General features: G+C 67.4%; 9 protein-coding genes. 5 read left to right on the plus strand and 4 right to left on the minus strand.

Annotation, left to right across the window (positions count from 1 at the left end):
• Positions 1-79: 79 nt before the first annotated feature.
• Positions 80-4,375, minus strand: coding sequence for an nSTAND1 domain-containing NTPase (locus U3653_RS27960; protein ID WP_195082897.1), 4,296 nt, complete (start codon positions 4,373-4,375; stop codon positions 80-82).
• 100 nt (positions 4,376-4,475) lie between these two features.
• The gene (locus tag U3653_RS27965) at positions 4,476-5,441 is read right to left on the minus strand and encodes a DUF4231 domain-containing protein (protein ID WP_195082898.1); all 966 of its coding nucleotides are present in this window, start codon (positions 5,439-5,441) and stop codon (positions 4,476-4,478) included.
• A 401-nt stretch (positions 5,442-5,842) separates the two neighbouring features.
• Between U3653_RS27965 and yczE the strand changes: the two genes are divergently transcribed.
• The 4 genes from yczE to U3653_RS27985 all read left to right on the plus strand — a co-directional run bounded on the left by yczE (position 5,843) and on the right by U3653_RS27985 (position 9,854).
• Positions 5,843-6,430 (plus strand): membrane protein YczE, encoded by a 588-nt coding sequence (gene yczE, locus U3653_RS27970; RefSeq protein ID WP_323124566.1) that lies wholly within the window; start codon positions 5,843-5,845, stop codon positions 6,428-6,430.
• Between the two features lie 94 nt (positions 6,431-6,524).
• Positions 6,525-6,668 carry a hypothetical protein gene (locus U3653_RS27975; protein ID WP_195082900.1) on the plus strand — a complete coding sequence of 48 codons (144 nt, stop codon included), beginning with the start codon at positions 6,525-6,527 and terminating at the stop codon, positions 6,666-6,668.
• A 348-nt stretch (positions 6,669-7,016) separates the two neighbouring features.
• Positions 7,017-7,574 (plus strand): GNAT family N-acetyltransferase, encoded by a 558-nt coding sequence (locus U3653_RS27980; RefSeq protein ID WP_195082901.1) that lies wholly within the window; start codon positions 7,017-7,019, stop codon positions 7,572-7,574.
• Positions 7,575-7,640: 66 nt separating this feature from the next.
• The gene (locus U3653_RS27985) at positions 7,641-9,854 is read left to right on the plus strand and encodes a molybdopterin oxidoreductase family protein (RefSeq protein ID WP_195082902.1); all 2,214 of its coding nucleotides are present in this window, start codon (positions 7,641-7,643) and stop codon (positions 9,852-9,854) included.
• Positions 9,855-10,016: 162 nt separating this feature from the next.
• Here the strand turns inward: U3653_RS27985 and U3653_RS27990 are convergent, their stop codons facing one another.
• Entirely contained in the window at positions 10,017-10,628 is a 612-nt protein-coding gene (locus tag U3653_RS27990) for a TetR/AcrR family transcriptional regulator (RefSeq protein WP_323124554.1), read from the minus strand.
• 137 nt (positions 10,629-10,765) lie between these two features.
• On the opposite strand from U3653_RS27990, the gene U3653_RS27995 reads away from it, so the two are divergent.
• The gene (locus U3653_RS27995; protein ID WP_195082904.1) at positions 10,766-11,902 is read left to right on the plus strand and encodes an FAD-dependent oxidoreductase; all 1,137 of its coding nucleotides are present in this window, start codon (positions 10,766-10,768) and stop codon (positions 11,900-11,902) included.
• Between the two features lie 33 nt (positions 11,903-11,935).
• Here the strand turns inward: U3653_RS27995 and U3653_RS28000 are convergent, their stop codons facing one another.
• Positions 11,936-12,907, minus strand: a complete 972-nt coding sequence (locus U3653_RS28000) for an enoyl-CoA hydratase/isomerase family protein (RefSeq protein WP_195082905.1) — start codon at positions 12,905-12,907, stop codon at positions 11,936-11,938.
• Positions 12,908-13,051: the final 144 nt, after the last annotated feature.

A 13,051-nucleotide genomic window follows, 5' to 3' on the forward strand; every position in this document is an offset into this window, starting at 1 on the left:
GTGACGTAGCGCAGCTTGAGTTGCTGCTCATCTGACGGTACTGCCCAACAGTGGCGACCAACTGATGAGCACGATGACATCAAGGACTGGGCTTGCCGGGGCACGGCTCTCGATAAGGCACGTCGGGCGAGATCCAGTCTTTCCACTGCTCATGGCTCGGATTCGAGGTGAGCTTGTCGCATAACGCGTCCATCCATGCGATGGGCGCCGGCAGCTGCCAGATACCGCCGCCCACGAATGGCGGTCTGCCGTCGAGGGAGACGCGTGTGGCGCTGATGAAGATGCGGCGGCCGTCCTGGCTGAACTCGACGTAGGTGGCTTGGCCGGCGGCCGTCGTGTCGACGGCCTCGCCGATCTGGCTTCCTGTGGTGGTATCCCAAAATCGCAGTGTATTGTCCGCGCAGATCGAGACCAGGTGGCGGCCATCGGGACTGTAGGCGATGTCTACTTGTCGGTCGGAGCCTTCCATCGGCGGGCCGACCGCCTCGCCGCTCTCGGCGTCCCATTGCTGGATCGTTTTCCCACTCGCCCCGGCGATGCGCCGACCATCGGCGCTGATCGACATGTCGCCGAAACCGAAAGCGTTGGGGCGGCCGATCGGCTTGCCGATCGCTCGTCCGGTCGCTGTGTCCCAGATCCGAAGCGAGTCCGCGCTGTGGGAATACAGACGGTGGCCGTCGTCGCTGAAGGCAATGGATCGGACGCCGTATTCGTGACCGGTCATAGGATTGCCGATCTGTCGGCCGTTTCGCCAGTCCCAGAGTCGGACTGTTTTGTCGTCACTTGCAGTGGCGATTGTCTGCCCGCTGGGGTCGAATTCCACATAGTTCACGTAGTCGTCGTGTCCCCTGATGGGTTCGCCGTGTGGCTGTCCGTTGGAGGTGTCCACGATATGGATTTCTTTTCCGGTCGTGACTGCGAGCCAGCGGTGGTCCGGGCTGAGGTCGAACGCTTGGGTTCCGCGAAGTGCCTCCGTGACAATGGCGGGCCCGACCGGTTCGCCGGTATCGGCGTCGAAGCTTCGGAAGGTGTCGTCGTGGAAATCGAGGATACGCGGGCGATCGGCTGTACTGTCGAGCCCGTAGCCTCCCTCGTCCCCCGTGGTAGCCGCCATGCTTCCACCCATTTTCGTGGTGAGTGTCGCATACGTATCGGCGTTCGACACCTGGACGGTGTCGCTGGATACCGAAACGATCCGATTTCCTTGCCGGGTGAAGGCGACATCCGACATCGGTCCCTGGAACCCGAGCGGATCGCCGATCGGCTGGCCGGTGCGTGCGTCCCACAGTCGTACGGTCTTGTCGGTGCTTCCGGTGGCGATCCGGCCGCTGTCCGGGCTGAATGCCACAGACTGAATTTCTCCGTAGTTTCCGAAAATCGGTGTGCCGATCGCCTCGCCGGTCTCGGCGTTCCACAACCGTAGCGGTGAACCGGCGCTGAGCAATGTTCCGATGCCCACGGTGTGGCCGCCTGCGGCGACGGCATGGCCGTCTGGGCTGAATGCCACGCTCAAGGTCGCGTCATTGTCGCCCATGCGGGGGTCGCCGCCGCCTCGCAACGGTTCGCCGAGTGCCGATCCGTTGCTTGCGTCCCATAGGTGAACGGTATTGTCCGAGCTGGCTGATGCCAGGTGTCGCCCGTCTGGGCTGAACGCCAGAGCGGACATTCGGCCGACGGATCCTGTCAATGGACTTCCGAGTTGCTGCCCGGTCTCCGTGTCCCACAACCGCAAAGTGTCCGCGGTGCCGGCACTGCCTTTGTCTATCGCGGCGACTCGGTGCCCGTCGGAACTGACCGCCACGACACCGGCATAATTCACAGTGCCGGTCATCGGCTGACCGATGGGCTGTGGGACGGCTGAGTCCCATACCCGGATCCTTTTGTCCTTGCTGTATATCGCGACGAATCTGCCGTCGGAACTCGGCTTTATGATGCTGGTGGTCTTGGAGTCTGCGAACGGCTTTCCAATCGGCTGCCCGGTCTCGGTGTCGAACAGTCGAATTCCTGAGGGGGTGTACGCTGCGATCCGCTGACCGTCAGCGCTGAGCGCGGGAGTCCCGGGACCGCCACCGGAGGGGTCGACGATCTTCTGCAGTTCGGGCTTTTTGCTCAACGCGGTGACCAGTGCACCGATGTTCGGGTTCGCGGAGATACGCTGCGCGGCCAGCAATTTTGTTATTGCCTGTAGTTCGCTGCCGGGTTGGCCTCCTGCGAGCATCGCCTGTGCTTGCGAGGTCAGTCGTTCGGCGAGTGCCTCACGGCTGCGATCGTCGGCTTCCCGGCGTTTCGTGTTGGCGTCGTTGCGGGCGGCGACTGCCAGTACGAAGCCGGTCACCGCGATCAGGGCCACCGCCAGTGTCAGGGCGAGCACCGCACGCAGGACCTTCGTGCGTTTGTGCAGCACGGCCGCGTGCGCTTGAGCCTCGTCTCGGCGTTGTTGCGCGTTGCGCAATTCTGTTTCTCGGCGTTGCCGCTCGGCCTCAGCCTCGGCATCTTCGCGTTTCTTGGAAGCTTCGAGGAACTCGGCCGCGTGCCGAACCCGGTCGGTGAACATCGGGGAGTTCGCCAACTGCATCGCCGTGGCGAGTCGTGCGCCTTCGATCAGCCACTCCGGGCTGCGTGCGTTGCGGTTCCAGTCCGCAGCCGCGCGATCGAGGTTGTCAGCCTCCTTGAGGTCCTTGGCCTGTTCCTGGAGCCACCGGGTCAGTGGGCGCCATTGCCGGAGGAGGCTTTCCAGCGCGACCTCGATGACTGTCTCGCCGCCGCGCTCGTTCTTGACGAGCAGTCGCCGGGCGACCATGGCATTGATCAGGTCGTGGCTGGCCGGCGGCAGCTCGCTCCAGCGCGCGACTCGGCGTGAGGGCTGGTCGGTATTCGGATCGATGGTGGCCAGCCACGGAATGAACGCCGCGTGCAGCACGTCGAGTTGCTGTGACCGGAGGTCGGGATCGGTGGCGAGCAGCGTATCGATTTCGGCGTGGACGATATGTTGCATGCCGCCCATCGATTGATAGTTGGCGAGGGTTAGTTCGCCGGTGCTGCCGTAATCGAGGTAGAGGCGTGAGAGCGTCAGCGCGAGCAGCGGCAGGCTGTCCGCGCCGCCGGTGGCGTCGGTGACCAGCTGGGCGACGAGCGCGGGGGCGAGGCTCAGGCGCAGGCCCGCGGTGGTGGCGCGAGCGGCCGGTCCGGTGATCACTTCTTTGAATTCGCTCACCGGCATCGGTTTCAAGTCGCTGAATTCCCTGGTGTGCACGCCGAGTAGTTCCGGCGCTGTCTGTAGGGCCTCATATCGGTCGGCTCGAATGGTGACGACGGCGATCATGGGCAGTTCGGCGATCGCGTCGGAGTGCAGCAGCTTGCCGAGCAACCCGAGGCATGTGGCTGCCTCCGGCCCGGCCTCGGTGGTGAACAATTCCTCGGCTTGATCGATCGGCAGGATCAGCGTCGGCGCCGCGCTCGGGTCGAGCGGATCACGCCGTGCCTCGCGTAGCCAGTTCGTCAGCTGGCCGGTGTCGCCTGCCAGGCAGGCGGCTTTGATGTCGCCGAGCGCCGGACGGGTCAGGCCGGCGCGGGATCTGAGTTGCAGGATGGCGTTCGCGAGGCCTTGATCGCCGGTTACCGCGGCGCGTTCGGGGCGGACGATGTCGCAGAGCAGGAAGTTGTCGCGGTCGCGGCGCAGCCTGGGAAGAAGTCCGGCGCGCAGGAATGACGACTTCCCGACGCCGGACGGGCCGAGTACGACGAACAGGCCCTCGACAGCCGTGGAGCGCATGCCGCGAAGGACGTCGAGGCCGCGCAGGATTTGTGGGTCACGGCCGAAGAAGATGGCCGCGTCGACGTCCTCCATCGATTGCCAGCCACGGTAGGGGGCACGCTTGCAGTCGCCCGGTGGTGGCCACGGAAAGTGTTCGGCGCCGATTCCGGCTTCGCGTAGACCGCGGAGCATCCTGTGGAGGCCGTCGCTGGCGAGAACGGTCGGGGCGCCGCCGTCTTCCGATGTGATGGTGGTGACCGGGCTGTGCCCGTCGGGGAAGAGGTCACAGAATTGCCACTCGCGGGTTTTCTGTCCGCGAGCCGCGGGGTCGATGCGAGCGCAGAAGATTCGTTTGTTGAGAGATTCCGCGTGACGGAATTCGGCTAGGCACTCGGCTGAACGTTCCCAATCGGAGGAAATCAAGCAGATGACCGCTTCGCAGCGGTCGACTGCCCGGACGAGTTCGGACTTCCAGCGGGTTCCTGGTGCGATGCCGGTTCGGGGGTCGACATCGAGGAAGATTTCCCCGCTCAGGCTCGGTTCGTTCTCGGTCAGCCATCGGGTGACGGCTACCGCGGCCGTTTTGTCGCGGCTGGAATGGCTCACGAATACCCGATACATAAGGGAAATGCTGTCGCGGTTTGCGACAGGTGGCGCGAGTAGTGGACTACTCGTTCTGCGGTGTCGAAGACGGCCTGCCGCTGTGCACGGGACCGGCGCTTCATCTGTGGTCAGGTGGTTCTTCGGCCCATTTCGCGACCCACGTCTGGTTCTCGGCGGCGATTATGTTCTCGCAGTTGTCGACGAAGGCTGTCCACCGCTGGTCGTCGGTGGGTGGTCCCTGTGCCCTCCACTCCTGGAGGAGTTGTTGCAGGCGACGTGCCGTCGCGGAATATGTCATCACCAAGAACTCGTATCGGCGGCCGGTCAGATGACCGGCGACTCCCGCGCTGAGCGTGGTGAGCGCCGCTACCCATGGCGTCAGTGCGGAGGCCGGGGAGGTGGGGGTCGAGACGGTCGCGGTGCCGGCCAGGACCGCGGCGACGGAGGCGAGGACGGTGGCGGCCAGGCCGAGCATGAGGGTCCACCTCCGCAGGCGCCGTGCTCGTCGGGCGTAATTTTGCGCCCTGTGCTGGTAGTAGTGCGTGATCTGGTGCTGCACTCGGAGGTGCACGTAGTCTTCGGGGGTCAGCGGAGGGGGTGCCGGGGTATCCGGGCGTTGGGTGTCGCCTCTGGATGTGGAGTCGGGAGCGTTTTCGGTCATGTAGGGCAGGAGGTCCTCGGCTTTCTCCTCGATCTCGGCGATTGCCCGGTACAGGTTGGGCAAGGCGCTGTCCCCGAGGAAGGGGTGCGCTCGTGCGCGGAACCGGTAGATCACTTGCTTGATGCTCTCTGCCACCGCGCGGGCGCGAGACCAGCGGCGGAACTCGGCGGGTGTGAGGAAGTGAGCTGTGAGGAAGGTCGCCACGGCAAGGCAGATGGCGCCGATGGTGGTGACCACGAGTTGTGGCAGGCCGGAGGTCCGCAAGATGGTCGCGGTCATCGCCGCGGCGATGGCCCCGGCGCCGCCGAGATTCAGTACGGCGGTGCGAGCGCGGTCCGCGCGCCGCTTCCCGGCATCGGCGGCGCGGGCCCAGCGAGCCCTCCTCGCCCACAGTGACGCGACCGCATCGTCTTCGTAGGTCACCAGGTTTCTCCTCGGCTCGGTATCCACGCATTGTCACCTCCTCGGACGGCGTCTCCAGGGAACGGCGCGGCTGAGACGGAACCCGCCGCGGTCCGTGTGCCCGTCCTTCGTCATCGCCTCGCAACCGAGCGCCTGGCGCGTACTCGGCTGGCGGGGATTCGGTAAGTCTTGGATTTTTTCTAGATCGCACTCCCCTGGCCTAGCGGCACATCCTGTTGCGTCGTCTGGATGAGGGACTACGGTGCGACGTCCTCACGCTGCCGCGTTTCGTGGCTTTCGTTGTACGGTCCAGTGATCGGTGATTGGCTCTGGTTGTGGTGTCCAGTTGCGGGCACGCTGGGGTGGTGCTGGTTCGTCGGTTGGTCGCGTTGTATGTCGGATTGTGGTTGTACGGGTTCTCGATGGCGGTGATGGTGCGGGCCGGGCTCGGGTTGGATCCGTGGGATGTGTTTCATCAGGGTGTGGCGCGGCATGTGCCGATCAGTTTCGGTGCCGTCACGGCGCTCACCGGTGTTGCCGTGTTGTTGGTCTGGATTCCGCTGCGGCAGTTGCCCGGGCTGGGCACGGTGAGCAATGTCGTGGTGATCGCGGTGTCGGTCGACGCCGGGTTGGCGTGGTTGCCGTCGTGGGATGCGCTCGGCGTGCGGGTGGGCGCCATGGCGGCCGCGGTTGTGCTGAACGCTGTGGCCAGTGTGCTGTATATCGGGGCGGGCATGGGTCCGGGTCCGCGGGATGGACTGATGACTGGACTGGTTCGTCGGACCGGTCGCTCGGTGTGGGTGGTGCGCACGGCGATCGAGTTGACGGTGTTGACGACGGGGTTCGTCCTCGGTGGCAGTGTCGGCGTCGGAACGCTGGTGTACGCCTTCGGGATCGGCCCGCTGATCCATCTGATGATCCCCGCGGTGAACCGGTTCCTGCCGGGGTTCTCGGCGCCGAAGCCGGTGGCTGCCGTCGGCGGTGCGGCGGTGGGAGTCCCGGCCGCGTAGGGCTCTTCTGGCGGCGGGACTGAGCACCGATGTCATCGGCCGGTTGCTGCCGTGCACCCGCGATGGTCTCCCGGGGCCGGAACCGTGTGCCGAGGTGGTGGCGATCCTGAAGTCGGAGATCGACCGGATGGACGCGCTCGCCTCGGATCCGGCCCGCTCCCGTCGGCTGCTGGTGTCGATTCTGGTCGACTCCGGTGTGCCGGTGCCGAGCGCCCGCGCCGAACCGAGCACGGTGTAGCTGCCGCACGGTCTGGGACGGTTGACAGCACGTCCGTCTCGTTGGTGGCGTGGGGTGCCCTGTGGCCACGGCCGGACAGGGGTGTTCGGTAAGCCGGTCCCCCGTCGGCGGCCGCGCGTGTGGGAATGGGCCGCTGTTCGGCGAGGTGATTCGGCACCGAGATGTTCGCGGCCTATTCGCGGTATGCGCAGCGCGAGGTCCTCGAACCGCGCCCGATGGCGTCTCCGCGCTCACCGCCGGCGGTGCGGGTTGCGTGCGAACCGCTTGCGGCGAGGCGTCATCGGGCACTTCGACGATTCCGTGGCGGCGGGTGGTGGGTCGGGTGACAATCCGGGTGTGTCCGCTCTGATGCCCGATGTGGTCGCCGCCGAAGTGTTCGCCGCCGAATCCCAGCCGAGCCTGCGGGGTGAGGGTGTGTTGTTGCGGCCGTGGACGAATGACGATGCGGCGGTGATCCGGGCCGTCTATCAGGATCCGGATATTCAACGCTGGCATGTTCGTGATGTTGTTTCCGAGGCCGAGGCGCGGGAGTTGATCGCGCGCTGGCGGGCGGGTTGGCGTGGTGGTGACGGCCCGCAGTGGGCGGTCGTGGTCGGCGATGTGGTGGCGGCACGGGTCGGGTTGCGGCATATGGCGCCGGCGGACGGGGTGGCGGGGATCGCGTACTGGACGGCTCCGGGGTGGCGGGGTCGCGGGGTGACGCCCGCCGCGGTGGAGACGGTGACCGGGTGGGCGTTCGGGGTGGGTTTTCATCGGCTGGAGGTGTCGCATTCGGTGCGTAATCTGCCGTCGTGCCGGGCGGCGGTGAAGGCGGGGTTCGCGCCGGAAGGTGTGAAGCGCAGCGCGGGGTTGCACGCGGATGGCTGGCACGACATGCACGTGCATGTCCGCATCGGTCCGACATAGAGAGCTGTACGGAACGAGCTGTCCCAGATAGCCTGTGGGAAGCGATCCGGCAGAAGGTGAAATTTCATGAGTGCTACCACCATTGCCCGCCAGTGCACGTTGTGTGAGGCGCACTGCGGGATTCTCGTCACGGTCGAGGGTGATCAGGTGACGCGGATCGAGGGCAATCCGCAGGACGTGTTGTCGAAGGGCTACATCTGCCCGAAGGCGACGGCGATGGGCGGGTTGCATCACGACCCGGACCGGTTGCGGACGCCGGTGCGGCGGGTGGGTTCGTCGTTCGAGCCGATCGGCTGGGACGAGGCGTTCGCCGAGATCGGGCGGCGGCTGCGGAAGGTGCGTCGCGAGCACGGGAACAGTGCTGTGGGCATGTATCTGGGGAATCCGGCCGCGCACAGTTCGTCGGTGCTGTACGCGGTGTTGCTGCGGTCGGTGTTGTTGACGCGGAATTTCTTCTCGGCGTCGTCGATCGATCAGTTCCCGCAGGAATTCGTGGCGTGGCGGATGTTCGGCTCGAATGTGCTGATGCCGGTGACCGATATCGATCGGACCGATCGCCTGGTGATCCTGGGGGCGAATCCGGCGGTGTCGAACGGGTCGGTGACGACCATGCCGAATGCGAAGCAGCGGATCCGGGACGTGCGGCGGCGCGGGGGGAAGGTCGTGGTGATCGACCCGCGGCGGACGGAGACGGCGCGGCTGGCCGATCAGCATGTGGCGGTGGCTCCGGGTGGGGATGTGTATCTGCTGCTGGCGATGCTGCACGTGCTGGTGGCCGAGGATTTGTGTGACGAGAAGGCGATTCGGGCGTCCAGCACGGGCTGGGAGCTGTTGCGGTCGCTGGTGGCCGAGGCGTCTCCGGAGGCGATGGCGCAGTACGCGGGTGTGGACGCGGAGACGATTCGCGGGCTGGCTCGCGAGCACGCGGCGGCGTCCTCTGCGGTGGTGTACGCGCGGATCGGGGTGTGTCAGCAGGTGACGGGCACGTTGACGCATTGGCTGGTGAACACGATCAACGCGGTGACCGGCAATGTGGATCGGGCGGGTGGTCAGATGTTCGCGACGCCGCCGATCGATGCGGTGCGGTACGGGAAGTATCTGCCGGTGGGGTACGGGGCGTGGACCGACAGCTCCGGGACCTACAAGTCGTTCCGTTCGGAGTTGCCGGTGGCGGCGCTGGCGGAGGAGATGCTGACCGAGGGGCCGGGCCGGATTCGCGCGATGATCACGTATGCGGGCAATCCGGTGTTGTCGACGCCGCAGCGGGGCCGGTTGGGGGCGGCGCTGGATTCGCTGGATTTCTATGTGGCGGTGGACATGTACGTCACGGAGACCACGCGGCATGCCGACATCATCTTGCCGCCGATTTCGCCGTTGGAGCGGGAGGATGTCAACATCCTGTTCCCGGTGTTCAGTGTGCGCAACAATCTGCGTTTCGACGCGCGGGTGTTCGAGCCGCCCGCCGATGGGTTGGAGGATTGGCAGATCATGGCGCGGTTGGTGACCGAGGTGCTGCCGTTGCCCGCGCGCCGGTTCACCGCGCGGGCGTTGAACGCGTTGTTCGATCGGGTGAGCCCGCTGCGGATCGCGTCGCTGGGTGTGGCGGCTGGTCCGTACGGGGTGTTGCGGCGTGGCCGTAAGGGTTTGACGGTGGGTAAGGTGCGTGCGGCTGCGGGTGGTGTCGATCTGGGGCCGTTGCGGCCGCGGTTGCGGTCGTTGCTGGGGACGAAGGATCGGAAGGTGCATTTGGCGCCGGAGGATTTCGTGGCGGCTGCGCGGCAGGTGCTGGCGGACGCGCGAGCGGGTAGGGCGGTGACCGCGCCGTCGGACGGCTACGACTTGAAGTTGATCGGTCGTCGTCATCTGCGCAGCAACAACTCGTGGTTGCACAATGTGCCGTCGATGGTGAAGGGGCGGGATCGTTGCACCGCGTTGATGCATCCGGAGGATGCGGCCGCGCGGGGGTTGTGTGACGGTGAGCCGGTGACGGTGCGTTCGCGGGTCGGGTCGATCGTGGTGCCGTTGGAGGTGAGCGATGACATCCGGGCCGGGACGGTGGCGATTCCGCACGGGTGGGGGCATCAGGAGCCGGGTGTGGGGTGGACGGTGGCGGCGTCGCTGCCGGGCGCGAACGTGAATCTGCTGCACGATCCGGCGTTGACGGACACGTTCTCGGGGACGGCGGCGGTGAACAACACCTGGGTGACGGTGACGCGGGCGTCGGTCGAGGCCGGGGAACGTGCCGGTGCCGGCGAGCGTGAGCCCGCGCCGACGGCTTGACGAGGGCGAACAGTCCTGTCGCGAGGCGAAGGCGGTCCGGGTGCCGCAGTGTTGCCGAGTGACCGCACGGGCGCTGAGGTAGTGCGCGTCGGTGCGGATGTCATCGGGCTGCGGGGCCGGATCGTGTCGACCGGGCCGCGGGCGGCCGGTGTCGGTGGTGCGTCAGCTCGGGATGCGGGCTTCGATGCCGTCGAGGAGGAACTCGAGGCCGGTGTGGAAGGTTTGGTCGGCGTCGAGGTGGGCGGCGTCGCGGATGACCGTGGCCAAGGCGGGGTATCGGCCGGTGGCGAAGGCGCGCTGCAGATAGGGTCCGTAGGCGGCTTGCCACTGCTTTTCGTCCATTCCGGTGGCCCGCTCGGCGCGTCGTTCGGCGATCTCGCGGCGCACCGCGCCGATGACGTAGGCGTCCACCGCGGTGACCACCGGCATGACGAGGTCCACGTCGACGCCGTCGAGTGCGGCGATGACCGCTTCTCCCCTGGCGAGCGCGTGCGGTCCTAGCTGGGGCCGTCCACCGAGCAGGTCGGCGAGCCATTCGTGCTGGTGGACGGCGTGCCGGGTGGTTTCGGCGACGGAGCGCAGCACCTCGCGGCGACTGTTTCCGGTGGGGCGGATCTCGGCGTAGACGGCGTCGACCATCAGGTCGAGCAGCTCGTCTTTGGTGGCGATGTAGCCGTAGAGGCGCATCGGCCCGACATCCAGGGCGGCGGCGACCTTGCGCAGCGACACTGCTTCCAGGCCGTCGGCGTCGGCCAGCCGGATCGCCGCTCGCACGATCCGTTCCCGGCTCAGGGGAGCCGGTACGGGTCGATTCGGTGGTTCGGGTCTTTCCCACACCAACATGCGCTGACAATACAACGCCCGTCCCGATACACTGTATCGGAACAGTACGGTGTATCAGAGAGGCAATCATGTCCATCGCCATCATCGGAGCCGGCCTCGGCGGCCTGGCGCTGGCCCGCGTGCTGCACGTCAACGGCATCGACGCCGTGGTGTACGAACGCGAGCCCTCGCGCGAGGCCCGCGGCCAGGGCGGCATGCTCGACATCCATTCCGGGACCGGGCAGCGAGCGCTGCGCGAGGCGGGCCTGATCGAGCGGTTCCACGCGATCGCCCGCGGCGAAGGTCAGGACATGCGCCTTCTGGAGCCGGACGGCACCTTGCTGCTGCAGGAGGACACCCCCGACGACGCCCCGCTCGAGCGACCCGAGGTCGATCGCGCCGATCTGCGCGGCCTGCTGCTGGATTCCCTTCCCGAGGGCGTGGTGCGCTGGGGGCGGGCGTTCGAATCCGCCGACAACGGTGTGCTGCGCTTCGCCGATGGCAGCACTGCGACCTGTGAGCTGCTGGTCGGCGCGGACGGCGCGCAGTCGCGGGTTCGCGCGCTGCTCACCGACGCCCGCCCGGCGCATATCGGCCAGAACGTCGTCGAACTCGGCATTCCCGACATCGACCGCAGCCACCCCGATCTCGCGGCGATGGTCGGGCGCGGCAACTACTGGGTGCTGGGCGACGGACTGTCGCTGGCGGCGCAGCGCAACGGTGACGGCCGCGTCCGCATCGGCCTCAGTTTCTACAACACCGGCGAGGACTGGTGGTCCACCAGCGGGATCCCGTTCGACGACCCCGCCGCCGCGCGGGCGCGGCTGATGGATCTGCTCTCCGGTTGGGACGAACGTTTCCTCGCGCTGATCGCGGCCTGCGACGACGCGGTCGTGCCGCGGTCGATCACCACTTTGCCGGTCGGGCTGACCTGGCCGTCGACGCCGGGGGTCACGCTGCTCGGCGATGCCGCGCACCTGATGCCGCCGGTGGGCGAGGGCGCCAACATGGCGCTGCTGGACGGCGCGCTGCTCGGCCTGGCGCTGGCCGCGCGCCCGGAGGACTTCCCTTCTGCCGTCGCGGAATACGAGCGGGAGATGTTCGAACGCACCAGCGCTGTCGCCCGGGAGTGCGCGTCCATCCAGGAGATGCTGATGGCGCCGGACGCCAGCCGCAGGATTTTGGCGTTCTTCCAACCCGGTTCGCAGGAGGTCGCCAGCGGCTGACTTCTGAACGCTGTGCTGCGGGCTCGGGCCGTGCTATCCGCTGACTTGGTCGACGCGGGTGCCGTCGAGCCAGGGCTGGGGATCGGCGAGGAACGGGGTGTCGTCGAGACGGGCGAGGTCTTCGAAGAACGCTTTCGTGGTGCGTGCGGCGGCGGCCGTGGTGCCGACGGAGACGAATGCGGCTTGTTCGGCGTCCAGGGCTCGGGAGAGGGATTTGTCGGAGCCGAAGTAGACGGCGCGTTTGAGTTCGGCGACGACGAGCGGGTTGCGTGCGGCCAGTCGTGCGGCGGTGGCCTGGGTTTCGGCGAGCAGGTCTTGGGTGGGGATCACCCGGTGCAGCAGGCCCAGGCGCAGGGCTTCCTGGGCGGTGAAGGGTGTGCCTTCGAGGGTGATCTCGATCGCTTTGGCGGCGCCGAGCAGGCGGGTGAGGCGTTGGGTGGCGCCGCCGCCGGGGATGAGGTTGGCCAGTGTCTCGATCTGGCCCAGGCGCACGTGCTCGGCGTCGGCGGCGTAGCGCAGGTCGCAGGCGAGGGCGATTTCGTGGCCGCCGCCGAGTGCGGGTCCGTTGATGGCGGCGAGGTAGGCGACGCCGGAGCGGTTCATCCGCAGAGTGGTGCGTTTCCAGCGGTAGCCCCAGACCAGGCCAGCGCCGAGTCCTCCGCCGTGGCGTTCGACCAGGTCGGTCGCGCCGGGCACGTGCAGGGCGGCCGCGGCGGCGCGCAGGAAGGGTGCCGCGGCGCGGGCGGGGACGAAGGGGCGCGGTTTGTCGATCATGCCGCCGAGGGCGGCGGGGTCGGCGTGGGTGAGGAAGCGGCCGGGTAGTCCCCCGGTGAGCACGACCGCGCCGACGCTGTCGTCGGCGTCGGCCGCGGCGGTGAGGGTGTCGAGGTCGCGGACGACCGCGGTGGTGACGAAGTTCCACGGGGGTGCGACGACCCGCGCGGTGAGTACGCGCCCGGTCTGGTTCAGGTCGATGGTCTCGAGGGAGAGGTCTGCGGCGGGCATCGGCGGCTCCTGGGGTGCGCGTTGTCGGGCTGTGAGAGTGGCTCCGCGCGACGGTGTTTCGGCGGTGCGGCCCGCTGGCGTGGCGTGGTCTCCACCCTGGTGCCGCGGGAGCGTCCCGATGTTCCGGACCGGCTGCCCCGCCGG

Origin of the sequence: Nocardia implantans (genome assembly GCF_035544775.1) — a bacterium.
GTDB lineage: Bacteria > Actinomycetota > Actinomycetes > Mycobacteriales > Mycobacteriaceae > Nocardia > Nocardia implantans.